The sequence below is a fragment of the Pseudomonas sp. MPDS genome (assembly GCF_013283895.1).
GTDB lineage: Bacteria > Pseudomonadota > Gammaproteobacteria > Pseudomonadales > Pseudomonadaceae > Aquipseudomonas > Aquipseudomonas rhizophila.
Genome location: NZ_CP054128.1, coordinates 1466219 through 1491195 on the forward strand (window position 1 = coordinate 1466219; position 24977 = coordinate 1491195).

28 protein-coding genes are annotated in these 24977 nt (G+C 59.5%); 16 read left to right on the top strand and 12 right to left on the bottom strand.

Annotated elements, in window-relative coordinates:
* The first annotated feature begins 9 nt into the window (after positions 1 to 9).
* Entirely contained in the window at positions 10 to 198 is a 189-nt protein-coding gene (locus HQ912_RS06370; protein WP_173406585.1) for a hypothetical protein, read from the top strand.
* Between the two features lie 150 nt (positions 199 to 348).
* Here the strand turns inward: HQ912_RS06370 and yaaA are convergent, their stop codons facing one another.
* Positions 349 to 1128, bottom strand: coding sequence for a peroxide stress protein YaaA (gene yaaA, locus HQ912_RS06375; RefSeq protein ID WP_047228847.1), 780 nt, complete (start codon positions 1126 to 1128; stop codon positions 349 to 351).
* 177 nt (positions 1129 to 1305) lie between these two features.
* Here yaaA and HQ912_RS06380 point away from each other — a divergent pair, with 177 nt between their 5' ends.
* The 6 genes from HQ912_RS06380 to HQ912_RS06405 all read left to right on the top strand — a co-directional run bounded on the left by HQ912_RS06380 (position 1306) and on the right by HQ912_RS06405 (position 6638).
* A complete protein-coding gene (locus tag HQ912_RS06380) occupies positions 1306 to 2430 on the top strand; it encodes a polysaccharide deacetylase family protein (RefSeq protein ID WP_047228848.1) in 1125 nt (374 codons plus the stop codon).
* 335 nt (positions 2431 to 2765) lie between these two features.
* Positions 2766 to 4160 carry a PhoH family protein gene (locus HQ912_RS06385; protein ID WP_047228849.1) on the top strand — a complete coding sequence of 465 codons (1395 nt, stop codon included), beginning with the start codon at positions 2766 to 2768 and terminating at the stop codon, positions 4158 to 4160.
* A gap of 259 nt (positions 4161 to 4419) precedes the next feature.
* Positions 4420 to 4893 (top strand): cyclic pyranopterin monophosphate synthase MoaC, encoded by a 474-nt coding sequence (gene moaC / locus HQ912_RS06390; protein ID WP_076383624.1) that lies wholly within the window; start codon positions 4420 to 4422, stop codon positions 4891 to 4893.
* On the top strand, positions 4890 to 5132 hold the full coding sequence (locus HQ912_RS06395; RefSeq protein WP_047228851.1) for a MoaD/ThiS family protein: 243 nt from the start codon (positions 4890 to 4892) through the stop codon (positions 5130 to 5132). The genes moaC and HQ912_RS06395 overlap by 4 nt, the downstream gene beginning before the upstream one ends.
* 3 nt (positions 5133 to 5135) lie before the next feature.
* On the top strand, positions 5136 to 5588 hold the full coding sequence (gene moaE / locus HQ912_RS06400) for a molybdopterin synthase catalytic subunit MoaE (protein WP_076383625.1): 453 nt from the start codon (positions 5136 to 5138) through the stop codon (positions 5586 to 5588).
* Positions 5589 to 5861: 273 nt separating this feature from the next.
* Entirely contained in the window at positions 5862 to 6638 is a 777-nt protein-coding gene (locus HQ912_RS06405; protein WP_173406586.1) for an ABC transporter substrate-binding protein, read from the top strand.
* A gap of 126 nt (positions 6639 to 6764) precedes the next feature.
* Here HQ912_RS06405 and HQ912_RS06410 read toward each other — a convergent pair whose 3' ends face one another.
* From HQ912_RS06410 to HQ912_RS06430, 5 genes are all read right to left on the bottom strand, one after another.
* Entirely contained in the window at positions 6765 to 7391 is a 627-nt protein-coding gene (locus HQ912_RS06410) for a transcriptional regulator (protein ID WP_076383627.1), read from the bottom strand.
* Positions 7392 to 7479: 88 nt separating this feature from the next.
* A complete protein-coding gene (locus tag HQ912_RS06415) occupies positions 7480 to 8607 on the bottom strand; it encodes an NAD(P)/FAD-dependent oxidoreductase (RefSeq protein ID WP_107321919.1) in 1128 nt (375 codons plus the stop codon).
* Positions 8608 to 8669: 62 nt separating this feature from the next.
* Positions 8670 to 9617 carry an ornithine cyclodeaminase family protein gene (locus HQ912_RS06420; protein WP_160893330.1) on the bottom strand — a complete coding sequence of 316 codons (948 nt, stop codon included), beginning with the start codon at positions 9615 to 9617 and terminating at the stop codon, positions 8670 to 8672.
* Positions 9618 to 9742: 125 nt separating this feature from the next.
* Complete coding sequence (rhlB, locus tag HQ912_RS06425) at positions 9743 to 11206, bottom strand: ATP-dependent RNA helicase RhlB (RefSeq protein ID WP_047228857.1); 1464 nt, start codon at positions 11204 to 11206, stop codon at positions 9743 to 9745.
* Positions 11207 to 11305: 99 nt separating this feature from the next.
* Complete coding sequence (locus HQ912_RS06430; protein WP_173406587.1) at positions 11306 to 11962, bottom strand: alpha/beta hydrolase; 657 nt, start codon at positions 11960 to 11962, stop codon at positions 11306 to 11308.
* A gap of 473 nt (positions 11963 to 12435) precedes the next feature.
* Here HQ912_RS06430 and HQ912_RS06435 point away from each other — a divergent pair, with 473 nt between their 5' ends.
* The 4 genes from HQ912_RS06435 (at position 12436) to HQ912_RS06450 (ending at position 16600) form a co-directional block, all read left to right on the top strand.
* Complete coding sequence (locus HQ912_RS06435; protein WP_047228859.1) at positions 12436 to 13467, top strand: amino acid ABC transporter substrate-binding protein; 1032 nt, start codon at positions 12436 to 12438, stop codon at positions 13465 to 13467.
* Positions 13468 to 13532: 65 nt separating this feature from the next.
* On the top strand, positions 13533 to 14714 hold the full coding sequence (locus HQ912_RS06440; protein ID WP_047228860.1) for an amino acid ABC transporter permease: 1182 nt from the start codon (positions 13533 to 13535) through the stop codon (positions 14712 to 14714).
* Between the two features lie 12 nt (positions 14715 to 14726).
* Positions 14727 to 15824: an amino acid ABC transporter permease gene (locus HQ912_RS06445; RefSeq protein WP_047228861.1), complete on the top strand. Its 1098-nt coding sequence runs from the start codon at positions 14727 to 14729 to the stop codon at positions 15822 to 15824.
* Positions 15825 to 15835: 11 nt separating this feature from the next.
* Positions 15836 to 16600 carry an amino acid ABC transporter ATP-binding protein gene (locus HQ912_RS06450; RefSeq protein ID WP_047228862.1) on the top strand — a complete coding sequence of 255 codons (765 nt, stop codon included), beginning with the start codon at positions 15836 to 15838 and terminating at the stop codon, positions 16598 to 16600.
* 58 nt (positions 16601 to 16658) lie between these two features.
* Here HQ912_RS06450 and HQ912_RS06455 read toward each other — a convergent pair whose 3' ends face one another.
* Together HQ912_RS06455 and HQ912_RS06460 are read right to left on the bottom strand one after the other, a co-directional pair.
* The gene (locus tag HQ912_RS06455) at positions 16659 to 17147 is read right to left on the bottom strand and encodes a type II toxin-antitoxin system MqsA family antitoxin (protein ID WP_047228863.1); all 489 of its coding nucleotides are present in this window, start codon (positions 17145 to 17147) and stop codon (positions 16659 to 16661) included.
* The gene (locus tag HQ912_RS06460; protein ID WP_047228864.1) at positions 17144 to 17455 is read right to left on the bottom strand and encodes a type II toxin-antitoxin system MqsR family toxin; all 312 of its coding nucleotides are present in this window, start codon (positions 17453 to 17455) and stop codon (positions 17144 to 17146) included. The genes HQ912_RS06455 and HQ912_RS06460 overlap by 4 nt, the downstream gene beginning before the upstream one ends.
* A gap of 319 nt (positions 17456 to 17774) precedes the next feature.
* On the opposite strand from HQ912_RS06460, the gene HQ912_RS06465 reads away from it, so the two are divergent.
* The 4 genes from HQ912_RS06465 to HQ912_RS06480 all read left to right on the top strand — a co-directional run bounded on the left by HQ912_RS06465 (position 17775) and on the right by HQ912_RS06480 (position 21036).
* Complete coding sequence (locus tag HQ912_RS06465) at positions 17775 to 19103, top strand: CynX/NimT family MFS transporter (protein ID WP_047228865.1); 1329 nt, start codon at positions 17775 to 17777, stop codon at positions 19101 to 19103.
* Between the two features lie 85 nt (positions 19104 to 19188).
* On the top strand, positions 19189 to 19659 hold the full coding sequence (locus HQ912_RS06470) for a nuclear transport factor 2 family protein (protein WP_047228866.1): 471 nt from the start codon (positions 19189 to 19191) through the stop codon (positions 19657 to 19659).
* Positions 19660 to 19700: 41 nt separating this feature from the next.
* Positions 19701 to 20024: a GIY-YIG nuclease family protein gene (locus HQ912_RS06475; RefSeq protein ID WP_076383632.1), complete on the top strand. Its 324-nt coding sequence runs from the start codon at positions 19701 to 19703 to the stop codon at positions 20022 to 20024.
* A gap of 79 nt (positions 20025 to 20103) precedes the next feature.
* A complete protein-coding gene (locus HQ912_RS06480) occupies positions 20104 to 21036 on the top strand; it encodes a glutathione S-transferase family protein (protein ID WP_173406588.1) in 933 nt (310 codons plus the stop codon).
* A gap of 86 nt (positions 21037 to 21122) precedes the next feature.
* Here HQ912_RS06480 and HQ912_RS06485 read toward each other — a convergent pair whose 3' ends face one another.
* The 3 genes from HQ912_RS06485 to yejK all read right to left on the bottom strand — a co-directional run bounded on the left by HQ912_RS06485 (position 21123) and on the right by yejK (position 23068).
* Positions 21123 to 21398 (bottom strand): hypothetical protein, encoded by a 276-nt coding sequence (locus HQ912_RS06485; protein ID WP_173406589.1) that lies wholly within the window; start codon positions 21396 to 21398, stop codon positions 21123 to 21125.
* A gap of 309 nt (positions 21399 to 21707) precedes the next feature.
* The gene (locus HQ912_RS06490) at positions 21708 to 22064 is read right to left on the bottom strand and encodes a glutaredoxin family protein (protein WP_173406590.1); all 357 of its coding nucleotides are present in this window, start codon (positions 22062 to 22064) and stop codon (positions 21708 to 21710) included.
* A complete protein-coding gene (gene yejK / locus HQ912_RS06495) occupies positions 22064 to 23068 on the bottom strand; it encodes a nucleoid-associated protein YejK (RefSeq protein ID WP_173406591.1) in 1005 nt (334 codons plus the stop codon). Before yejK ends, HQ912_RS06490 begins: the two co-directional genes overlap by 1 nt.
* 395 nt (positions 23069 to 23463) lie before the next feature.
* On the opposite strand from yejK, the gene HQ912_RS06500 reads away from it, so the two are divergent.
* On the top strand, positions 23464 to 23745 hold the full coding sequence (locus tag HQ912_RS06500) for an HU family DNA-binding protein (protein ID WP_047228872.1): 282 nt from the start codon (positions 23464 to 23466) through the stop codon (positions 23743 to 23745).
* A gap of 113 nt (positions 23746 to 23858) precedes the next feature.
* Here the strand turns inward: HQ912_RS06500 and rlmF are convergent, their stop codons facing one another.
* The gene (gene rlmF / locus HQ912_RS06505) at positions 23859 to 24878 is read right to left on the bottom strand and encodes a 23S rRNA (adenine(1618)-N(6))-methyltransferase RlmF (RefSeq protein WP_047228873.1); all 1020 of its coding nucleotides are present in this window, start codon (positions 24876 to 24878) and stop codon (positions 23859 to 23861) included.
* Positions 24879 to 24977: the final 99 nt, after the last annotated feature.

The window sequence follows — 24977 nt, forward strand, 5'->3', positions numbered from 1 at the left end:
ACGGGTGGTATGAGCCGTGCAATTTCACATAGTTCCGATCCGCTCATCGCGATTTTCGAAATTTTTCGAAATATTATGAAAGATGGCACTGACCTCATGATGATGGCACTCACCGTTTTGACCTTTGATAACGGGGAGTTAAGGGGGGTAGATATTTTTGTGCCACTACCGAATAAAAAATTTGGTGCCACTACGTAAAAAACTGACAGGTGTCGAGTGAAACAAAAGTTAGCGAGGGAAGGGGGCGATTTATTGGCGTCATGGAACTGACGAAGTGGGCGGGGAAGTTGGATGACGTGTTCGGGTTTGATCAAGGCCCCTGATCAAGGGGCCATATAAAGATGTGCTTTATTCGGGGGCATGGTCACGCAGGAACACCAGTTTGTCCGCGCTCGATTGTTGAGCATTGAAACGGTAGCCCTGGGCATCGAACTGCTTGAGTGCTGCTGGATCGTTGATGCGTTCCTGAATCACGAAGCGGCTCATCAGGCCGCGGGCCTTCTTGGCGTAGAAGCTGATGATTTTGTACTGGCCGTTCTTCAGGTCCTTGAACTCGGTATCAATGACCCGCGCTTTGAGCGCGCTGCGTTTGACCGCCGAGAAGTATTCATTGGAGGCTAGGTTCAACAGTATGTCGTCGCCCTGGTCAGCCAGCGCTTCGTTCAGCCATTCGCTGATGCGTGTGCCCCAGAAGGCATACAAGTCTTTGCCGCGGGCATTGGCCAGCTTCGTGCCCATCTCCAGGCGATAGGGTTGCATCAGGTCCAGTGGGCGCAGCAAGCCATAAAGACCGGAGAGCATGCGCAGATGCTCCTGGGCATAGTCGAAATCGGCTTCGGCAAAGCTTTGTGCATCGAGGCCGGTGTACACATCACCCTTGAAAGCCAGCAGAGCCTGTTTGGCATTGGCCGGGGTGAACGCCGGCGTCCAGCTGCCGAATCGTGCGGCATTGAGACCGCCGATCTTGTCGGAGACGTGCATCAGCTCGCTGATCTGTGCCGGCGAGAGTTCGCGCAACTGTTCGATCAGTTCCTGGGAATGATCCAGGTACTGCGGCTGGGTAAAACGCTCGGTGGCCGGCGGTGTTTCGTAATCGAGGGTCTTGGCGGGGGAAATCACCATCAGCATGCAATCGTCTCCTTCAAAGGTGCGGCGATTCTAGGGGGTTGTCCGGGTGGACTCCAGCTATTGGGGTGATAGGTGATGGATGGGCAAGCCTTGCTCCCACCGAGTCCTCTGACCACAAGGGTATTGCGTCAGGATCGGCTATGATGCGGCGCGGGTTTTGTTATGGAGACATCCCTTTTGCGCATCGTCCTTCTATTGTCGGCCTGGTTCCTGAGTTTCGCGGCCATTGCCGCACCCAGCGACATCGCCACCCTGGACCGCAGCACCTGGCCGGAACAGCTCACCAGCCCGACGCTGTTCGACGTGGCCTCGCGAGCCGAGATCCTGATGTTCGCCCGGGTCCTGCTGGACACCGATGCCATGGACGAAATCGCCCTCAAGCAGCACCTGGGGCTGCGCACAATCAATATGGCGGCGATCGACACCCTGCGCGCGCGGTTGTGGCAGCGACTGCTGAGCAACTACAACTTCGCTCAGCAAAGCTGCGATCAGGACGCTTCGTTCTGTTTTCTGGTGGAAGACCTGGCGACGTTGCGCGAAGAGGCGGGCAGGCTCACGCTCGATGAAAACTCCTACTACATCAAGTGGGCTGAGCCGAGCCGGATCTTCCACGCTCAATATCTGGACGAGTTGCTGCGCAAGGCCGCGTTGTTTCCGCAGACCAGCAGCGAAATTGCGCGTTTCGGCGATTACGAGCGCAACGGTGATGATCTGAATGACCGGCTGTTCCTGCTGACCTTCGACAGCGCGGCCAACATCACGCCGGACAATACCCCGTGGCTGACTGAATACCTGCGCAAGTCGAACATGAACGGCACCTTCTTCGTGCTGGGCAAGGACATCCAGGCGCGGCTTGCAGAGCGCTCGGTCAACCACCTCCAGGCCTTGTATTCGGGGCAATGCGTCGGTGTCCAGGGTTGGGAGTTCCGCTCCCACAGCCATTGGCAGGATTGGCAGGACTCGGTGCGGCGCAGCGTCGATCTGGTCAAGGGCAAGCTGCCGGAAAACTACGTGCCGCTGTTCCGCCCGCCCCAGGGCCAGCGCCGTGGCGATGCCGGCGCATTTTTCCGCAACCAGGGCCTGCAAGTGGCGCTCTGGGATATCGATCCTCAGGACAGCGCCGGCCGGCTCAACCCCGAGCAAAGCGCTCAGCGCACACTGACCCTGATGCTGTTGTGGCGCCGCGGCGTGATCAATTTCAACGTCAAGCAGGATGCGCTGAAAACGGCGCTGCCCTGGCTCATTACGCAAACGGCGCAAAGCGGGATCGGCTGGGAAGATTGTCGGGTCGCGTTTCGCTGATTTGGCCAAAGGCCCGGAAACACTGGGGGAGGAGGAGAATTCGGCGCACTTTCATGACGACCGGACTTCCGACTTTAACGGCGCAACGGCGCAACGCCAAGCGTTATTCGTCACTCTGAAAAATAAACTTCAAAAAAGCGTCAAAGTGCTTTTTCCTGTCATGTGTTTTGGAGTATCAAGAAGTCAGACCGCCGAAACCTGCAACACAGGTGGCGTCTTCCAAGACCCAGTTGTGTGCAGTTCACCTCAAGCCTTGCGGGTGAATTCGGTGGCTACTTCGAGGCGCAGCACTGTCACGGTATTGCGTCGAATGGCCCCCACAAAGGTGACCGAGTATGGATGACCACGGACGTAGCCCTTCCTCCAACCAGCCAATCCTCTATGTACTCGATACCAACGTATTGATCCACGATCCAAACGCACTCCTGAACTTCGAAGAACACCATGTTGCCATCCCGATGACCGTGCTCGAGGAGCTGGACAAGCTCAAGAGCGGGCATCACAGCGTCGCCGCCGAATGCCGGCAGGCGATCCGCCTGATCGACAAGACCCTGGGAGACGCGTCGCCCGAGGACGTTGAACTGGGTGTGCCGATCCAGCGTGGCAAAAGTGGTCCCAAAGGCCTGCTCTCGATCCTGATGAGCAAGCGCACCGAACCCAACCTGGTGCTGCCCGAACACCTGAACGACAACATCATCATCAACCAGTTGATCGACCTGCACGCGCGCAACCAGGATCAGGCCGTGGTTCTGGTGACCAAAGACATCAACATGCGCCTCAAGGCCCGCGCCTGCGGGATCGCGGCGGAGGACTACAGCACCGACCAATTGGTCGACGACGTATCACTGCTGCCCAACGGCTATCACACCATGACCGGCTCCTTCTGGGACCGGGTGAGCAAGGTCGAGACCCGTCAGGACCATGGTCGCACCTGGCACCAGGTGCAGTTGATCGACAATCTGCCGGCGGTGCACATCAATGAGTTCATCATCGACGAACAGGGTTTCGTCGGCTGGATCAAGGAAATCCAGGTCGACAAGCTGCTGATTCTCGATCTGCACCAGGAACCCCTGCTGCATCAGGAGGCCTGGGGCCTCAAGCCGCGGGATATCTACCAGAGCCTGGCCTTGTTCGCCTTGCTCGACCCGGATATCCACCTGGTCAACCTGTCCGGCGCCGCCGGTTCGGGCAAGACCATCCTGGCGCTGGCCGCCGCCATCGAACAGACCATGGTCAGCAAGCGCTACCGGCGCATCATCGCCACCCGTAGCGTGCAGGGCCTGGACCAGGAAATCGGCTTTTTGCCCGGCACCGAAGCGGAAAAAATGGAGCCTTGGCTGGGCGCCATCACCGATAACCTTGAAGCCTTGCACATGGATGACGAAAGCACTCATGGCAGCGTCGACTACATCCTCAGCAAAGTGCCGTTGCAGTTCAAATCCCTCAACTACATTCGCGGCCGCAGCTTCCAGCAGAGCCTGATCCTGATCGACGAATGCCAGAACCTCACCCCGCACCAGATGAAAACCATCATCACCCGTGCTGGCGCCGGTTCCAAAGTGGTGTGCCTGGGCAACCTGGCACAGATCGACACCCCTTACCTGTCCGCGACCAGTTCCGGGCTGACCTACCTGACCGAACGCTTCAAAGACTTCCCCAACGGGGTCCACATCACCCTGCAGGGCGTACCGCGCTCGATCCTGGCCGAATACGCCGAATCTCACCTGTAACTGACCATCAGAACCGGGCGACCTCAAGGTCGCCCGGTTTTTTTATGACTGTACGAAAACCCTGTGGGAGCGAGCAGGCTCGCGATAGCGGTGCATCAGCCACTATTTTTATCTGATACACCGCCTTCGCGAGCAAGCCCGCTCCCACAGGAGGATTTGCGGTGATTGGGCAATTGCGCTCGCCACAGGTGCGACAATCAGGCCTGCCGGAATCTGACTCACAGGTTTACAATCGATGCTCCCGATCAGGAGTAACCCTGTGCTGACTCATCTCGATTCCCAAGGTCGCGCCAACATGGTCGATGTGACCGACAAGGCCGTGACGTTCCGTGAAGCCACGGCCGAAGCCTTTGTGCGCATGCTGCCCGAAACACTGCAGATGATCGTCAGCGGTGGTCATCCCAAAGGCGATGTGTTCGCCGTTGCGCGCATTGCCGGCATTCAGGCGGCGAAAAAAACCAGTGACCTGATTCCGCTCTGCCATCCGCTGATGCTCACCAGCGTCAAGGTCGAGCTCAATGCCGAAGGCGAGGACCGGGTGCGCATCGTTGCCCGTTGCAAACTGTCGGGGCAGACCGGCGTGGAGATGGAAGCCCTCACCGCCGCCAGTGTTGCTGCGCTGACCATCTACGACATGTGCAAGGCCGTGGATCGGGGCATGACCATTGAAGGCGTGCGGGTGCTGGAGAAACTCGGCGGCAAGAGCGGCCACTTCCAGGCGGATGCACCATGAAAATTACCGTGAAGTTCTTTGCGCGTTATCGCGAAGCGTTGGGCGTTGATTCGCAGAAGGTCGAGGGCGATTTCTCCACGGTGGACGACGTGCGGATACTGTTGGCCGCGCGTGAAGGTTTCGATGTCTTGAAAGAACAAAACCTGATGTGCGCCCGCAACGAAGACCTGTGCCAGCTCGACGAGCCGCTGGTCGATGGTGACGAAGTGGCATTCTTTCCCACCGTGACCGGAGGCTGAGCCATGGCGATTCGGGTGCAAGCCGATCCGTTCGACCCGGGCGTCGAAGTCAACGCGATGCACGCGGCCAATGTTGGCGTGGGGGCGGTGGTGAGTTTTGTCGGCTACGTGCGTGACTTCAATGACGGCCTTGATGTGTCCGGGATGTTCCTGGAGCACTACCCGGGCATGACTGAAAAAGCCTTGGGCAAGATCGTCGCCGAGGCCGAGCAGCGCTGGCCGTTGCTCAAGCTGGAGGTCCTGCATCGCATCGGTGCCCTGGAGCCGGGCGAACCGATCGTCTTCGTGGCGGCCGCCAGTGCCCATCGCCAGGCGGCATTCGACGCCTGCGCCTTTGTCATGGACTACCTCAAGACCCGTGCGCCGTTCTGGAAAAAAGAAAACACCGCCGATGGCCCGCGCTGGGTCGAGGGGCGCGACAGTGATCATGCGGCGGCGGATCGCTGGAAGCGGTAGATAGCCTGTTGCTGATTCATTGCCTGCCAACCGCTATCGCGAGCAGGCTCGCTCCCACAAGGGATCCAGGTTGTACACAGTATTCGTGTTCGACGCAGGCCTCCTGTGGGAGCGAGCCTGCTCGCGATGAGGCCATTAGCCTCCCATCACTTTTCGCGGTTGCCCCAATTGACGATATGTACATTAAAGTCCAGTATGGATTTATAAGTACATAAAATCCGTCGCTTCACCTTTCTCTGCCAAAACCAACAACAAATCCGCGAGAGATCGATCATGAAAAAGCTCCCCCTCATCACCGGCCTGGCCTTGAGCCTGCTGGCCTCCAGCAGCCTGTTCGCCGCCGACAAGACCTTGCGTATCGGCATTGAAGCGGCGTATCCGCCGTTTGCTTCCAAGACCTCCGAAGGAAAGATCGAGGGCTTTGACTATGACATTGGCAACGCGCTGTGCGCGCAGATGAAGGTCAAGTGCCAGTGGATCGAAAGTGAGTTTGACGGGCTGATTCCGTCGCTCAAGGTGAAGAAAATCGACATGGCGCTGTCGTCCATGACCATCACCGAAGAGCGCAAGAAGTCGGTGGATTTTACTCACAAGTACTACTTCACCTCGTCGCGGCTGGTCATGAAGGAGGGCGCGGTGGTCGATGATCAGTACGCCAGTCTCAAAGGCAAGACCGTGGGTGTGCAACGGGCGACCACCACCGACCGCTTCGCTACGGAGGTCTTCGAACCCAAGGACGTGACAGTCAAGCGCTACAGCAACAACGAAGAAATCTACATGGACCTGGCGTCCGGTCGACTGGACGCGATATTCGCTGACACCATCCCGCTGGAGGATTTTCTGTCGATGCCCCGGGGCAAGGGCTACGCGTTTGTCGGGCCGGAGCTCAAGGACCCGAAATACGTCGGTGAAGGCGCGGGTATCGCGGTGCGCAAGGGCAATACCCAACTGGTGTCGGACTTGAACAAGGCCATCGACGGGATTCGGGCCAGTGGGGAGTATCAGAAGATTCAGGCCAAGTATTTCAAGTCGGATATCTATGGCGACTGATTGATCGTTATCGCGAGCAGGCTCGCTCCCACATTGGATCTCATTGAACACAAATAGCGTGTTCGACACAGACCCCCTGTGGGAGCGAGCCTGCTCGCGATGAGGCTAGGTCAGGCAAGAAAAACCTCAGCCCTTCAACTCCTTCAAATGCTTGTAAACCGTCGCTCGTCCCATGTTCAGCACATTGGCCACATAGTTGGACGCGCTCTTGCCCTTGAACGCGCCTTCGGCATGCAGCGCCAGCACCAGTTCGCGTTTATGGTCGCGGGTCAGCAGGTTCAGGCTCAACTGACGCTCGCGCATCCAGGCGTGGAGGAAGGTGTTGATCCGTTCCTGCCAGTCATCGCGAAACAGTGAGTCCGGTTGCGGGATCAACTTGCCCGGCGACAGGAACAGGTCCAGCGCGGCCTTGGCATTCTCGAACAGCGAAATATTCAGATTGATGCACAGCACCGCCAGCGGGCGCCCCCCTGCATCGCGTAGGACGCTGCTGAGGCTGCGGATTTTCTGCCCGTCCCAATTGAGTTTTTCGTATGGGCCGATGTTCCGTTCGCTGATCTCTTCGCTGAGCATGTCCTCCAGGGACGAGTCATCCCCTATCACGCGCTTGGACAGGTTGTTGGCGATGTAGTCGACTTTCTGCGTACGCAGGTCGTGCAGCACCACTTCGGCGTGAGGGTAGAACAGCGTGGCGATGGCGTCGGCGATGGTGCGGAAATTATCCAGTGTCGGATCAGGTTGCGGGGCATTCATGACAGGGCTCCGGGCAGCGTCAGCGCCCCGTGAAGCAGGGGCGCGCAGGAGTGTGCCGCAATCGTGGCGATGCGTCACCTGGGTGGGTTCAAGCCAGGCGTGCCGGCGACAGCTGGGTGGTGCTCAGGCCGAAACGGGTCAAGGTCTCGGGCAATGGCTCACCGCGCACCAGGGCCGCGCTGGCCTGACCCATGGCCGGGGACGTCTGGATGCCGTAGCCGCCCTGGGCCGCGACCCAGAACAACCCCGGTACCTGGGGATCGAAACCGGACAAGAGGTCGCCGTCGGGGACGAAACTGCGCAACCCGGCCCAGGTGCGGGTCGGACGGCGGATGGTCAGGGTGGTGGCTTCTTCGATCTGGTAGATGCCCATGGCAATGTCCAGTTCTTCAGGCTGCACGTCGTGAGGTTCCACCGGATCGGCATTTGCCGGCGAGCCGAGGAACATGCCGGCGTCGGGCTTCATATAGAACGACTCGTCGAGGCTCACCAGCATCGGCCAGTCATGAATGTCCACGCCCTCGGGGCCGGCAAAAATGAATGCCGCCCGCCGCTTGGGTTGCAGGCCCAGCTTGCGCGCGCCGGCCATTTCGGCGATGTGATCGGCCCAGGCGCCGGCCGCGTTGATCAGCACCGGAGCGCTGAAGGTCTGGCCAGCGGTTTCTACCTGCCACATCCCCTGATCGTCGCGGCTCAGGCCCAGCACTTCGGTGTCGGTGTGCACCTGACCGCCGTTGCGGCGGATACCGCGCAGGTAGCCTTGGTGCAGCGCATCGGTGTCGATGTCACAGGCGGTGGGGTCGTAGATTGCACCATGCACCTTGTCCCGTCGCAGGATCGGCAGTCGCACACAGGCTTCTTCGGCGCTGAGTAGCTGCATCTGCGGCACCGTGGCCTTGGCGCTGAGGTACTGGTTGTTCAGCTCGGCCGGGTCGCCGGTGAAATCCACGGTCATTTCGCCCCGTGGGGTGAGCAGCGGGTGCTCGCAGAAACCGGCCGGTGGGGCGTCGAAAAAGTCACGGCTGGCCTGGGTCAGCGCCCGCACCTGAGGCGTGCCATAGGCCGCGCTGTACAGCGCCGCCGAGCGCCCTGTGGAGTGGTAGCCCGGATGGGATTCGCGCTCGAGCACAATGACCCGACCGTGGGGGGCCAGCCAGTAACCGGTGGAAGCACCGGCGATGCCACCGCCGATGATGATGAAGTCTGCTGAGGTCATGAAGCTCTCCTGTGGAGCGCGGTGCCGGGAGTTAGTAAAACCTTGTGGGGAAATTGGCTGTGTCAGTTGTGCAACTGATAAAGCGCATTCGCCAGCGCAACGTCTTCCAACCCCAGGCCGATGGAGCGGAAAAACACATGGCGCTCATAGCCGGGACGCGCTACGTGTTCGCTGAGCAGTTCAGGCAAATCCCCAACCAGGCGTGACGCGTCCCAGCCGTGCTGTTCAGCGGCAATCAACATTTCACCGGCCGAACCGGGGGTGGTCTGACGATAGTCACAGAACACGTCCATGTCGTTGAGGCTCTGGGGGGGCACTTCGTGGGCACGCGGAGCATTGGTGCTGATGGAGGTAATCAGGGCTGGCTTGCTCAGTGTCTGTGGGTCGAGCACTGCCTTGGCGGACGAGGTGCAGAGCATCACCACATCGGCGTCGTGCAGCGCCGCTTCAAGGCTGGCAGCGATTTGCAGGCGCGGATCCAGCTCGGTGAGCGAAGCACGCTCTTGCGCCGATTTATTCTGCAGGCTGGGCGAATAGAGGCTGATGCTTTGCCAATCCCGCAGACCCTTGACGTATTGCACGTGGGCCCTTGCCACTGCGCCGCTGCCGATGACTGCCAAGCGCCGGGCCTGGAATGGGGCAAGGGCATCCACGGCGACGGCAGTGGTGGCTGCGGTGCGGGCGGTCGTCAGTTCGGCGGCGTCGCACAGCAGCAGTGGCTGGCCGGTCTGCATCGACATCAGCAGGGTCCAGGCGGTCACCAATGGACCTTGCTCGCGCACGATATACGGTGAGGTCTTGACCCCGTAGACCTGCTCTTCAGCCAGCACGCCCAGGTAGTTGATGAAATCCCCGGCGCCTTGGGGAAACTCCACAAGTTGCTGGGGCGGTTGGACGGCCTGTCCGGCGGCGAGGTCGTGGAACAGCTTGCGTAAAATCTGCGGTACGTCGACTTGGCCGAGCAGCTCTCGGGCCTGGGCTTGGGTCATCACGTAGGGCGTGCTGGACATCGGGACTCCGGGGTGCTTTGTGTAAACTAATTTGTCCATTATGGACTTATAGTTCTGTTGGGCAATATCCCGGACGAAAAAAAAGCGCAGCGTTAGCGGCTGCGCTTTCTGGTTCCTGACGACGGTTAAGGGCGTTTGCGCTCAACCGGCCGAAGTAGATGAGTCGGTGGGGTTTCGCAATTGATCTTCTTCCCCAGCAACGCTTCGATGGACGGCAACTGATAGGAGTCATCCTCACCGGCGAAGCTGATCGATACGCCAGCGGCGCCTGCACGCCCAGTACGCCCGATCCGGTGCACATAGTCATCCGGCACTTCCGGCAGGGTGAAGTTGATCACGTGGCTGATCCCGTCGATATGAATCCCGCGCCCGGCCACATCGGTGGCCACCAGCACACGGATCTTGCCTTCGCGAAAGCCTTCCAGCGTCTTGATACGCTTGTGTTGCGGCACGTCGCCCGACAACTGGGCGGCGTTGACGCCATCGCGTACCAGGCGCTCCTCGATACGACGTACTTCGTCCTTGCGGTTGGCGAACACCATCACGCGCTCCCAACCGTTGTCGTTGACCAGGTTGTAGAGCAGCTTGTACTTGTCGGCGCCGGCCACAGCGTAGATGTGCTGCTCGACGTTTTCGCTCGCGACGTTCAGCGCCTCGATCTCGACGATGGACGGGTCGGTGGTCCATTGCTTGGCCAGGTTCATCACGTCTTCGGTGAACGTGGCGGAAAACAGCAGGGTCTGGCGTTCGCTTTTCGGTGGGGTCTGGCGAATGATCTGGCGCACTTGCGGGATGAAACCCATGTCGAGCATGCGGTCGGCTTCGTCCAGCACCATCACTTCGACCATGTCCAGGTGCACATCGCCGCGCTGGTTGAAGTCCAGCAGGCGTCCCGGTGTTGCCACCAGAATGTCGCAGTGACGGGCTTCGAGGTGCTTGAGCTGCTTGTCGAAGTCCATGCCGCCGACGAACGTCATGACGTTCAGTCCGGTGTACTTGGTCAGGTCGGCGGCGTCCTTGGCGATCTGCACCACCAGCTCGCGGGTCGGTGCGATGATCAGCGCCCGTGGCTCGCCCATGTAGCGTTCTTTGGGCGGCGGGGTCTGCAGCAACTGGGTAATGATGGAAATCAGGAACGCGGCGGTCTTGCCGGTACCGGTCTGGGCGCGGCCGATGGCATCTTTACCGGCGAGGGTGAATCCCAGCACCTGCGCCTGGATTGGCGTGCAGTAGGGGAAGCCCAGGTCCTGGATGGCATGCATCAGTTCAGGGGCGAGTTTGAAATCATGGAAGCGGGTCTTGCCTTCCTGGGGTTCTACGACGAAATCCTCGAGCTTCCAGGCGACGACCGGCGGTTTTGGGGCGCGCTCGCGGCGTGGCTTGGGGGCTTCGTTGTGTGGCTGTTGCGGCGCGGGAGCGACAGGCGCGGTGGCCGCGTCTTTTTCTGTGTTCGCAACAGGCGTTGTCCGCCGCGGCTTTTTTTGCACCTCGGCACGACTCGGGCTGTGGGCAGGTGCGCTGGGGCCAGGCACGAGCTGCTCGGCCTCGCTTTTACCGAACATCTTCTTGAGTGCTTTGAGCACGGTCATCTCATCGATTGGTTAAGGAATGTACGCCGGCCAGTGTAATGCAAGAAACGGGCGCGGCGTAGTGTGATCGTCAAGGGGTTGACATGTCCTCACGCCCGCTTAGCGCAACCGCTCGCTCAGCCAGGTGCCGATGTCGCGAATCTCTTCGGGTAACACTTCATGGCCCATTGGGTATTCTTGCCATGTCACGGTGACACCATGCTGTTTCAAATACTCTTTCGCGGTCCGCCCCATGGGGTTGAGTACCACTTCGTCGTACTGGCCGTGTAGCGCCAATACCGGAATGCGCTGCTGGCTGGCCGACAATTGCAGTTCTTCGCTGAAAGTCGGTGCATAAGTGGACAGCGCGACTACGCCCCCCAATGGACCCTGCCATTTCACGAACGCGGTGTGATAGACCACCGCGCCGCCTTGGGAGAAACCTGCGAGGAAAATCCGCGAGGCGTCTATTCCAAGGGCTCGCTGGGCTTCGATCAGGTCGATGACCCGCTGCGCCGACACTTCCAGCTGTTGCTCGTCGATGGCCCGCGCGGGGCTCAGGGCGCGGATATCGTACCAACTCGGCATGGCGTAGCCGCCGTTGATGCTCACCGGCTGGGTCGGCGCTTGAGGCAGAACGAAACGTGTCGTGAGCAGGCTTTGCTGCAGCATTTCGGCCACCGGCAGGAAGTCGTAACGATCGGCGCCCAGGCCGTGGAGCCAGATGACGCACGCGTCGGCGGTGCCGCTGGGCTCGAGAATCAAGGGGTCGGTCATGGTCTGCTCCAAATCTGTGCGGGCGCGCTCATTCAGTGCGTTATTACAGTGCGGGCCCGGTGCCTCAGTTAATTAGATGTCGCAATCTTAAAAGTTTTTGTCTTGACGTGTCTCATAAGGGTCAAGCGCAGCGGTGTGGTACGGCGTTTGCTTTGAGGTAGCTTGAGTGATGATTCTTACGCTGCGCGGTAACACTATCAGCTTGACGCGCCGCATGGGATATCAGAAATCCGGTGATGGATGTTCGCCAATAGCCGCTACGGGCTTCGCGAACGTGAAGGGCTACAGCCCGTTCGGCCGATTGGTGAGAGATGAGGCAGGCGCCCTGTTTAGGGGCATTCTCATTATTAGACTCATAGCGAAGGTCCAGACGTCGGTTGACCCTAAAAAAAGCCAACAAGGGTCTGCAATGCCCCATAAGGGTGCGACAGGGCTCGAGCTCCGACACAACAAGAGCAAAACTGGAGGTTTGAATGAAGTTACTGAAATCCACCCTGGCCGTCGTGACTGCAGCAGCAGTGCTCGGCGTCAGCGGGTTCGCTCAGGCGGGTGCAACCCTGGATGCCGTACAGAAGAAAGGCTTTGTGCAATGCGGCGTGAGTGATGGCTTGCCGGGTTTCTCGGTACCCGATGCAAGTGGCAAGATTCTCGGCATTGACGCGGACTTCTGCCGTGCCGTGGCGGCTGCTGTGTTTGGCGATGCGACTAAGGTGAAGTTCAGCCAGTTGAACGCCAAGGAGCGCTTCACCGCGCTGCAGTCCGGCGAAATCGACATCCTTTCGCGCAACACCACCATGACCAGTTCCCGTGACGCGGGCATGGGCCTGAAATTTCCAGGCTTCATCACCTACTACGACGGCATCGGCTTCCTGGTAAACAACAAGCTGGGCGTCAAGAGCGCCAAGGAACTGGACGGTGCAACCATCTGCATCCAGGCCGGTACCACTACCGAGCTGAACGTCTCCGACTACTTCCGTGGCAATGGCCTCAAATACACCCCGATCACCTTCGACACCTCCGATGAAAGCGCCAAGTCGCTGGAATCCGGTCGTTGCGACGTGCTGACCTCCGACAAGTCCCAGCTGTTTGCCCAGCGCAGCAAGCTGGCCGCGCCGAAGGACTACGTGGTTCTGCCGGAAACCATTTCCAAGGAACCACTGGGCCCGGTCGTGCGTAACGGCGATGACGAGTGGCTGGCCGTTGTGCGCTGGACTGGCTACGCCATGCTCAACGCCGAAGAAGCCGGCATCACTTCGAAGAACGTTGAAGCTGAAGCCAAATCCACCAAGAACCCGGACGTCGCCCGTATGCTCGGCGCTGACGGTGAATATGGTAAAGACCTGAAGCTGCCCAAAGACTGGGTTGTCCAGATCGTCAAACAAGTCGGTAACTACGGTGAAGTGTTCGAGCGCAACCTCGGCAAAGGCACCCCGCTGGAAATCGATCGCGGCCTGAACGCGCTGTGGACCAACGGCGGCATTCAATACGCACCACCAGTGCGCTGATGGTTCTATCACCCGGTGGGCCAACCACCGGGTGATGTTCTGTTCCATTCTTTGCGGGGCACTTCATGCAAAATTCAATCGGCGCACCTAAGCAGAGGCTTAGCCTCAGCGATCCACGCGTGCGTGCCTGGGTATTTCAGATCGTCACCATTGTGGCGGTGGTTTCACTGGGCTGGTTTCTGTTCGACAACACGCAAACCAACCTAGAGCACCGGGGCATCACCTCCGGCTTCAGCTTTCTGGAGCGCAGTGCCGGGTTCGGCATCGCTCAAACCCTGATCGACTACACCGAAGCGGACAGCTATGCCCGCGTCTTTGTCATCGGGTTGCTCAACACTCTGCTGGTGACGTTCATCGGCGTGATCCTGGCGACGATTCTCGGTTTCATTGTCGGCGTGGCCCGACTGTCGAAAAACTGGATCATCGCCAAAGTGGCAACGGTGTATGTGGAGGTTTTCCGTAATATCCCGCCACTGCTGCAGATCCTGTTCTGGTACTTCGCGGTATTCCTCACCATGCCGGGGCCCCGCGCCGCCCATAACTTCGGCGACACCTTCTTTGTCAGCAGCCGGGGCCTGAACATGCCGGCCGCGCTGGTGGCGGACGGGTTTTGGCCATTCGTGATCAGCGTCGTGCTGGCCATCGTCGCCATCGTGCTGATGACCCGCTGGGCCAACAAGCGTTTCGAAGCCACGGGTGAGCCGTTCCATAAATTCTGGGTGGGCCTGGCGCTGTTCCTGGTAATCCCGGCGCTGTGCGCCCTGGTCTTCGGAGCCCCTGTGCACTGGGAAATGCCGGAACTCAAGGGCTTCAACTTCGTCGGTGGCTGGGTGCTGATTCCCGAATTGCTGGCATTGACGTTGGCACTGACGGTGTACACCGCGGCGTTCATCGCCGAGATCGTGCGTTCGGGCATCAAGTCGGTCAGCCACGGCCAGACCGAAGCCGCCCATTCCCTGGGCCTGCGTAACGGTCCGACCTTGCGCAAGGTGATCATCCCGCAAGCCCTGCGCGTGATCATCCCGCCGCTGACCAGCCAATACCTGAACCTGGCGAAGAACTCCTCGCTGGCGGCCGGTATCGGTTATCCGGAAATGGTTTCGCTGTTTGCCGGTACGGTGCTGAACCAGACCGGGCAGGCGATCGAAGTTATTGCGATCACCATGAGCGTGTACCTGGCGATCAGTATCAGCATTTCCCTGCTGATGAACTGGTACAACAAGCGCATTGCGCTGATCGAGCGGTGAGGAAAAACGCGCATGACATCCCATACTTTCAAACCTGACATGCCCCCACCGAGCAGTAGCATCGGCGTGGTGGCGTGGATGCGCGCGAACATGTTCTCCAGCTGGCTCAACACCTTGCTGACGTTGTTTGCGTTCTACCTGATTTACCTGGTCGTTCCACCGATCATCAGTTGGGCGATCCTCGACGCCAACTGGGTCGGCACCACACAGGCTGACTGCACCAAGGAGGGCGCCTGCTGGGTGTTCATCCAGCAGCGCTTCGGCCAGTTCATGTACGGCTACTATCCGACGGACCTGCGCTGGCGCGTGGACCTGACCGTGTGGCTGGCGGTCATCGGCGTGGCTCCGCTGTTCATCTCGCGCTTCCCGCGCAAGGCGGTCTACGGCCTGAGTTTCCTGGTGCTGTATCCGATCATCGCCTGGTGCCTGTTGCACGGTGGTGTATTCGGCTTGACCACCGTGCCGACCAGCCAATGGGGCGGCCTGATGCTGACCCTGGTGATCGCCACCGTCGGTATCGCCGGGGCTTTGCCGTTGGGCATCGTGCTGGCTTTGGGGCGGCGTTCGAACATGCCGGCGATTCGTGTGGTCTGCGTGACCTTCATCGAATTCTGGCGCGGCGTGCCGTTGATCACGGTGCTGTTCATGTCCTCGGTGATGCTGCCGCTGTTCCTGCCTGAAGGCATGAACTTCGACAAGCTGCTGCGGGCACTGATCGGCGTGATCCTGTTCCAGTCGGCCTACGTGGCTGAAGTGGTGCGTGGCGGCTTGCAAGCCATTCCCAAAGGTCAGTACGAAGCGGCCGCGGCGATGGGCCTGGGCTACTGGCGCAGCATGGGCCTGGTGATTCTGCCGCAAGCCCTGAAGATGGTGATCCCGGGTATCGTCAACACCTTCATCGCGTTGTTCAAGGACACCAGCCTGGTGATCATCATCGGCCTGTTCGACCTGCTCAACAGCGTGAAACAAGCTGCCGCCGACCCGAAATGGCTGGGCATGGCCACCGAAGGCTATGTGTTCGCCGCCCTGGTGTTCTGGATTTTCTGTTTTGGTATGTCCCGCTATTCCATGCATTTGGAACGCAAGCTGGACACTGGCCACAAGCGTTAGGAGCGTAGTTTATGAGTGAAGCGATCAAACAGCCTGTGAGCCCTGAAGGCATTATTCAGATGCAGGGCGTGAACAAGTGGTACGGCCAGTTCCACGTGTTGAAAGACATCAACCTGAACGTCCAGCAGGGCGAGCGTATCGTGCTGTGCGGCCCGTCGGGTTCCGGCAAGTCCACCACCATCCGTTGCCTCAACCGCCTGGAAGAACACCAGCAGGGTCGCATCGTGGTCGATGGCGTGGAACTGACCAACGACCTCAAGCAGATCGAAGCGATCCGCCGTGAAGTCGGCATGGTGTTCCAGCACTTCAACCTGTTCCCGCACTTGACCATCCTGCAGAACTGCACCCTGGCGCCGATGTGGGTGCGCAAGATGCCCAAGCGCAAGGCCGAGGAAATCGCCATGCATTACCTGGAGCGCGTACGCATTCCAGAGCAGGCGCACAAATACCCGGGCCAGCTCTCCGGCGGCCAGCAGCAGCGTGTGGCCATCGCCCGTGCCCTGTGCATGAAACCGAAAATCATGCTGTTCGATGAACCGACTTCAGCGCTCGACCCGGAAATGGTGAAAGAGGTTCTGGACACCATGATCGGCCTGGCCGAAGACGGCATGACCATGCTCTGCGTGACCCACGAAATGGGCTTTGCCCGCACCGTGGCCAACCGTGTGATCTTCATGGACAAGGGCGAAATCGTCGAACAGGCCGCGCCGAACGACTTCTTCGATAACCCGCAGAACGACCGCACCAAGCTGTTCCTGAGCCAGATTCTGCATTGATCCGGCCTTAGGCATTGAAATAGACCCGGACTTGTCCGGGTTTATTTTTGCCTGGGATTCAGGGTGTCAGAACGGTTGCCTGTTCCGGATGGCGGGTAGTCAACAACTGCTTCAAATCGGTGCCCTCGCTCAGTGCGAGTACTTCCGCCATCAGGTGGGGATGACGATCGAGCAGGCGCATCAGCATGAACAGTGGTTGCGGTGGGGCGACTTCGCCACGCTCGTAACGGGAAAAGGCGTTGTGTCCGCCGCCAGACAGCAGTTTCACCGCGTCTTTTTGCGTGAGGTGCAGTTTGCGGCGGATGCGTTTCATCTCCGCCGCCATCGCCTGGGCACAATCTTCGAGCAACTGATCGCTCGCCTGGGAATAACGTTGCGCGCTGTCGGTGTCGTGATCAAATTCGATTTCACCACAGACCCGGCACTCCCATCCGGCGATGTCGTGCACCTGCCGTGCTACCTGCTTGTAGTCGATGGTAAAGCTGCGGCCCTCAAAGTGCTGCATGGCGTCTTGAGTACCGCAGTTGACACATTGCTGCGTTTTCATTGGTCTTTCTCCTTGAAGGAGACTACCGGATGCCCACCGCCAGGGCGGTAGGTCACCTTGATGTAAATCTCCCGATCCTGAAATGTGGTGTGATAAACGTCCTGCCAGATTCGATGATCGGCATAGGTCGTCATCGATTTGTGCAACATCCTGTACTCCAGCGAGGCCATGATTTGCAGCATCCGGGCAGTGCTTAACGACATTCTTCGAGCGCCTTGCTGAGCGCTCATTGTGAATGCCTTGTTCCCCAGCCTGAGGACTTCGGCCTTGACGACTGCCAGGTCGTAGTGGGGTGTGCTCTTTTCCATAGAACTGTATGCCTTGTCCTTAAAATTACCCTTAAGGGGTAATTTTGACCAATCGAAAATTTCGCTCCTTTTCCCTCGCATTGACCTTAGGCGGTTGCCGTCCTACAAGAAGCTGACTAATCTGTCAGAAAATTCAACCCATGCTGCCTACCCCTGCGCTCAGCGAAGGCTATCGTGACTTCCCAAGCGTCATCGGCGCGCAGTGGCGCCAGAGCTTCGTCCTCGTCCTCAACCGGTGTTCGATCTGCACATCGAATCCTCGACGCTGTCGAACAACAGGTTCGGCAATGGGCCAAGGCCCTCCGTCGACAGTTGATCAATGAACCCTGAACCAGAGCTTTCCATGTCCCGCGATACGCTTGACCGCATGACCCCGACGACGCCCAAACGCGCCGCAGAGCTTGAACATTTGCTGATCGACGCCGAAACCGACGATGAGCAGACCCAGCAGGCCCCTCCATTGCTGCGCAAACCCTGGCTGTTACTGCTCGGGTTGATCCTGGTGGCGCTGAACCTGCGTCCGGCGCTGTCGAGCATGGCCCCATTGCTTAGTGAAGTTTCAAAAAGCCTTGGTTTGTCGGCTGCCCAGGCCGGCTTGCTGACGACGCTGCCAGTGCTTTGCCTGGGCCTGTTCGCACCGCTGGCGCCGGTGCTGGCGCGGCGCTTTGGAGCTGAGCGGGTAGTGTTGGGAATCTTGCTGGCCCTGGCCGGTGGGATCATTTTGCGCAGTTCTTTCGGCCAGATCGGCCTGTTTGCTGGCAGCATCCTGGCCGGCGCGAGCATTGGTGTGATCGGTGTGCTGTTGCCGGGCATCGTCAAGCGTGACTTCGCCAAACACGCCGGCGCCATGACCGGCGTCTACACCATGGCGCTGTGCCTGGGGGCGGCGATGGCGGCCGGGGCCACCGTGCCGTTGAGCGAGCATCTGAATCACAGCTGGGCGATGGGCCTGGGGTTCTGGGTGGTGCCGGCGCTGCTGGCCGCCGTGTTCTGGCTGCCGCAAGTGGGCCAGAAACACGGTGCTCATCAGGTGGCATATCGGGTTCGCGGTTTGCTGCGTGACCCGTTGGCCTGGCAGGTGACGTTGTACATGGGGTTGCAATCATCCCTGGCCTACATCGTGTTCGGCTGGCTGCCGTCGATCCTCATTGGCCGTGGCCTGACGCCGACCCAGGCCGGGCTGGTGTTGTCCGGCTCGGTCATCGTGCAACTGATCAGTTCCCTGGCGGCGCCCTGGCTGGCGACCCGGGGCAAGGATCAACGCCTGGCCATTGTGATCGTCATGGTCATGACCCTGGGCGGGCTGTTCGGATGCCTCTATGCGCCCATTGAAGGCTTGTGGGGCTGGGCGATCCTGTTGGGGCTTGGGCAGGGAGCAACGTTCAGCCTGGCGCTGACGCTGATCGTGCTGCGCTCGCGGGACGCCCATGTGGCGGCGAATCTTTCCAGCATGGCCCAAGGGTTCGGCTACACATTGGCGTCCATGGGGCCGTTCGCGGTCGGGGTGGTCCACGACTGGACCGGCGGCTGGAATGCCCTGGGCTGGATCTTCGGCGTGATTGGCCTGGGCGCGATCATTGCGGGCATCGGAGCCGGCCGGGCGCTATACGTTGGGGTCAGCAGCGAAAGAGTCAGTGATCTTCGCTGATGTTATTTTCATGGCGAATGACGATAGTGTTCCTCGCCAGAGCAGATTATCGTGCAGCTCTACTGAAGATTTTCGGAGCTTGTCCATGAGTGATGCCCACAACGCCTTGATCACCCGCTTCTACCAGGCCTTCCAGCGTCTGGATGCCGACGCCATGAGCGCCTGCTACACCGACGACGTGGTGTTCAGCGACCCGGCGTTCGGTGAGCTGCGCGGGCGCGATGCCGGCGACATGTGGCGCATGCTCACCACTCGGGCCAAGGATTTTTCCCTGACCTTCGATAACGTGCGCAGCGATGAGCGTACCGGCGGTGCCCACTGGGTCGCGACTTACCTGTTCAGCCAGACCGGCAACACGGTGGTCAATGACATTCAGGCACGGTTCGTGTTTCGCGACGGCAAGATTTGCGAGCACCATGACAGTTTTGATCTATGGCGCTGGTCCCGCCAGGCATTGGGCACCAAGGGCCTGCTGCTGGGCTGGACGCCGCTGGTGCGCAATGCCGTCAGAGCCCAGGCCCTCAAGGGGCTACGGGCGTTTCAGGCCAGTCGCTGATAAGATTGCGGCTTGTTTTCTACACGTCTGCTGAACATCCTGTGACGACCGCCAACCCATCCTCCGACCTGCCAGGGCAAGCTGCAGCCGAACCGGGCAAGCCCTGGTTCGTCTACCTGGTGCGGGCCGCCAACGGTTCGCTGTACTGCGGCATCAGTGATGATCCGGTACGGCGTTTCGCCAAGCATCAAAGCGGCAAGGGCGCGCGTTTTTTCCTTTCCAGCCCGGCGGTGGCGCTGGTGTACACCGAAGCCTGTCGCGACAAGGGTGAAGCCCTGCGCCAGGAGCGATTGATCAAGAAACTCAAGAAAAGCGCCAAGGAGTGCCTGGTGGCGAGTGCATCGATGTTCCATCAACCGCGCTGATACGGCTTCATCAGAAGGGTAGGCTGTCGGACCCTGGCACGCTAAGCTGCGGGACTTCCTCCCCGCAGTGGCGAACCTCATGTCAGAGCTGATTCTTCATCATTACCCGACGTCTCCCTTCGCCGAGAAAGCCCGCTTGTTACTGGGTTTCAAGGGCCTGTCCTGGCGTTCGGTGCATATCCCGCCAATGATGCCCAAGCCCGACCTGACGGCACTGACGGGCGGCTATCGCAAGACCCCGGTATTGCAGATCGGCGCGGATATCTATTGCGACACGGCGCTGATCGCCCGTCGGTTGGAGCAGGAAAAAGCTTCGCCGGCGTTGTTTCCCGAAGGCCGGGAGATGATTGCAGCGTCTTTTGCCGCATGGGCCGATTCGGTGGTGTTTCAACATGCGGTAAGCCTGGTGTTTCAGCCGGAGTCGGTGGCGGTGCGTTTCGCTAAGTTGCCGCCTGAAGTCATCAAGACGTTTATCAGCGATCGGGCCGGGCTGTTCAGTGGCGGTACGACCAAGCATCTGTCTGCCGAACAGGCCAAGCACCAATGGCCCACGATCATGGCGCGTCTTGAGCAACAGTTGCAGCGCGAGGAGGGTGACTTTCTGTTGGGCGATCCATCGATTGCCGACTTCGCCATGGCTCACCCTCTGTGGTTTCTCAAAGGCACTGCGGTGACTTCGCCGCTGGTAGACACCTACCCGGCGATCTCGGCATGGTTGGCGCGAGTGCTGGGTTTTGGCCATGGCGCGTCGCACGCGATGAGTTCCGAAGAGGCTTTGGAAGTGGCTCGCAACGCTGCGCCGGCAGCGCTGCCGGATGAGTCATTCGAGGAACCGAACGGGTTCACGAAAGGGCAGCAGGTGACGATTGCCGCAACCGATTATGGCGTCGACCCGGTGGCCGGAGAGTTGTTATTTGCCGGTCGTGAAGAGCTGATCCTGCGTCGCGAAGACGCGCTTGGCGGTGTGGTGCATGTGCACTTTCCACGGCTGGGTTTTCAATTATCAACCTGATAAGAAAGTCAGGCGCTCGATTAAAGCCGATCTGTCGCCCGGAGCAGGCAATTCCGGGCGTTTATTCCAGAAGCGATCACCCGATATTACAGCTCGCATAGAACCAGGTGTGGCGCATTGGGAGGAATAAGGCCTTGCAGGTCGAAGATCGTTGTGGCGCGGCGGATTGCATCGCTCGTGCTGCTCCCGTTGAAAACGGTGGTGGTCTGTATGACGGTTTGGTTCGGTGGCAGGAAGAGTTGGCAGGTGTATTGCGCGGCAGAGGCGGAACCGGCGTAGATCGCAATGAAAGACAACACCAAGGCGCGGTGGGTGATTTTTATAACGCGGTTTCGGGCTGGGTAGTGCTGTATCGAGTTCATTTTATATGCTCCGTCTGTTCAGGCGTTCTCGCAAGAGGTTCGGCTCAGCGACGGCTTCGGCTGAGGGGGCATATAAAAAATGAACGCTATTTCAGGCATTGATACTGTAGGAGTTGACAGTCCCGACTAATGGGCGCTTACCGTCTACCCAGGGCTTGCGCTCTGACTGGACCACCGCCATCGCGAGCAAGCTCGCTCCCACACTGGATTTGCAGTGGTAACAGGCTTGGCGTCCGCCACGAATCCCTGTGGGAGCGAGCCTGCTCGCGATGAGGCCATCCGATCCAGCATCATCGCTAGCGGACAAACCTATTTCGCGGACAGTGCCTCAAGGATGTTCTGCGGCTCAAAACCACGAATCAGCGTGCCATTTACATCCAGAATCGGGATCCCGCGCCCGCCCAGCGCCTCATAGGCCTTGCGCGCCTGAGCGTTTTTCTCGATATCGAACTCGCGATAGGGCACGCCTTTTTCATCCAGAAACCGCCGGGTCGCCTTGCAGTAACCGCACCAGTCGGTGGCGTACAGCACGACCCGGGCATCGGCCCGGATCTGTTCAGGCAGCATCTGCGAGGGATTGAATACCCGCTCGATCTTGCCCCAGTTCTGGTACGCCACAACCACCAGCAAAATCAGCAGAAACTTCTTCAGAACCTTTGCGAGCATCAGTTACGGCGCTTGAGCTGATCGGTCAGCGACGTGGGCAGGCCCTTGATGATCAGCGTGCCGGCTTCTTCGTCATATTCGATCTTGGAGCCCAGCAGGTGGGCTTCGAAACTGATGGACAAGCCTTCGGCGCGGCCGGTGAAGCGGCGGAACTGGTTGAGGGTGCGTTTATCCGCCGGAATCTCCGGCGACAACCCGTAGTCCTTGTTGCGAATGTGGTCGTAGAAGGCTTTCGGGCGATCTTCGTCGATCAGTTCGGACAGCTCTTCCAGGCCCATCGGCTCGCCGAGCTTGGCCTGGCTGCTGGCGTAATCCACCAGGGTCTTGGTTTTCTCCCGGGCGTCGTCCTCGGGCAGGTCTTCGCTTTCGACGAAATCACTGAAGGCCTTGAGCAGGGTGCGGGTTTCGCCGGGGCCGTCGACGCCTTCCTGGCAGCCGATGAAGTCGCGGAAATACTCCGAGACCTTCTTGCCGTTCTTACCCTTGATGAACGAGATGTACTGCCTGGACTGTTTGTTGTTCTGCCATTCCGACACATTGATTCGCGCTGCCAGGTGCAGTTGGCCCAGATCAAGGTGACGGGACGGGGTCACGTCCAGTTCGTCGGTGACCGCCACGCCTTCGCTGTGGTGCAGCAGGGCGATCGCCAGGTAATCGGTCATGCCCTGTTGATAATGGGCAAACAACACGTGGCCGCCCACCGACAGGTTGGACTCTTCCATCAGCTTTTGCAGATGCTCCACCGCCACGCGACTGAATGCGGTGAAATCCTTGCCGCCGTCGAGATACTCCTTCAGCCAGCCGCTGAACGGGTGCGCCCCGGACTCGGCATGGAAGAAGCCCCAGGCCTTGCCTTGTTTGGCGTTATAGCTCTCGTTGAGGTCGGCGAGCATGTTCTCGATGGCCGTGGACTCGCTCAACTCGGAGTCACGGGCATGGAGCACGGCGGGCGTGCCGTCGGGTTTTTTGTCGATCAGGTGGACGATGCAATGACGGATCGGCATGGATTTCTCGGCTGATGAAAGAGAGGAGGGCGCGCTCCCCCAAAAAGGCCCAGTGTACCGCAATCACTGGTTTTGGAACCCTGCAAAGCCCCTTTCAGACCCGTCCGACACGCCATATGCATTTTTTTACCGTTTTCGCGCAAGAAAGCTGACCAAATGGGTAGCTAGAGGCGGATATTTCACAGGCGTTGTGCTAGTTTTGCCCGGTCTTACGCGAAGTCACTGCGTTAAGCGTGCATTCAGCATTTGTCAGGTCGAACCAAACCCGGTTTTCGGCATCTATTACCCCGATCCGTCGTGGTGATTACCGAGGGTGTCTGATCCTCTGAGATCGGGCTCGATGGCTGACACTGCACTCTGCAATCCATATGAATTTGATAGGGAAGGAACACTACATGGCTCTTACTAAAGACCAACTGATCGCTGACATCGCTGAAGCTATCGACGCGCCTAAAACCACCGCGCGTAACGCTTTGGACCAACTGGGTCAGATCGTTGCCGATCAGCTGGAAAATGGCGGCGAAATCACCTTGCCAGGCATCGGCAAGCTGAAAGTCACCGAGCGTCCTGCCCGCACCGGCCGCAACCCTTCGACTGGCGCAGCCATCGAAATCGCTGCCAAGAAAGTTGTTAAGTTCGTTCCAGCCAAAGCGCTGACCGACGGCATCAACAAGTAAGATCGCGTTTAAAAGAAAACCGTGCTGCGGAGTGATCCGGGCACGGTTTTTTATTGCCTTGGAAAAAGTGGTCTGTGGTCAGGGCATTTGTGGCAGCAAGGCCTTGCTCCCACTCAGCCCTTGCGAACCCAACGCGACTGGCGCCACGCCTGCTGCTGTGCCTCGGTCTGGAAGGTCCAGGCCACAAAGCGGCTCTGCTTCTGCCCCTGGGACATTTCCACCACCTGGCTGTGCAGCGCCCCGGCCTTTTTCAAGGCGGTTTGAATCGCCGGTAGATTCGACGCCTTTGACACCAGCGTGCTGAACCACAGCACCTGGCTGGCCACCTGTGCGCTCTCGCCGATCAGTTGCGTCACAAACCGGGCCTCTCCGCCCTCGCACCACAACTCCGCCGCCTGACCGCCAAAATTCAGCACCGGCAGCTTGCGCTTCGGGTCGGCCTTGCCCAGCGCACGCCATTTGCGCTGGCTGCCCTTGGTGGCTTCCTCCAGGGAGGCGTGGAAGGGTGGGTTGCACATTGTCAGGTCGAACCGCTCGGCCTCTTCCAGCAAACCCAACAGGATCTGCTTGCGGTTGGCTTGTTGGCGCAGTTGGATGGCTTTGTTCAGCCCGTTGGACTGGACAATGGCTTTGGCCGAGGCAATGGCCGTCGGATCGATTTCCGAACCGAGGAAATGCCAGCGGTAATCGCTGTAGCCGATCAGCGGGTACACGCAGTTGGCCCCCGTGCCGATGTCCAGCACCTTCACCGCCGCCCCGCGTGGAATCGTTCCTTCGTTGTGACTGGCCAGTAAATCAGCGAGGAAATGCACGTAGTCCGCACGTCCTGGCACCGGAGGGCACAGGTAGTCGGCCGGAATGTCCCAATGGGCGATGCCGTAGAAGGACTTGAGCAGCGCCCGGTTGAACACCCTTACGGCTTCCGGGCTGGCGAAGTCGATGCTTTCCTTGCCATAGGGGTTGATGATCACGAACTTCGCCAATTCGGGCGTGGACTTGATCAATGCCGGGAAGTCGTAGTGACCCTGGTGGCGATTGCGTGGGTGCAGGCTGGCTTTCTCCCGCGGCACTTTGGCCTCGATGGCGGGTTTGGGCTTGGAGCGTGCTGGCTTGGGCGTGCGAGGGGCGGTCATGTGCGGGTCGATTCGGGGAGGGTTCAAAAAGTGGCGGGCATTGTCCCACATCCTGCCCCTGCGAACCCAACTGCAACGATCGGCGCGATCTACTGTGGG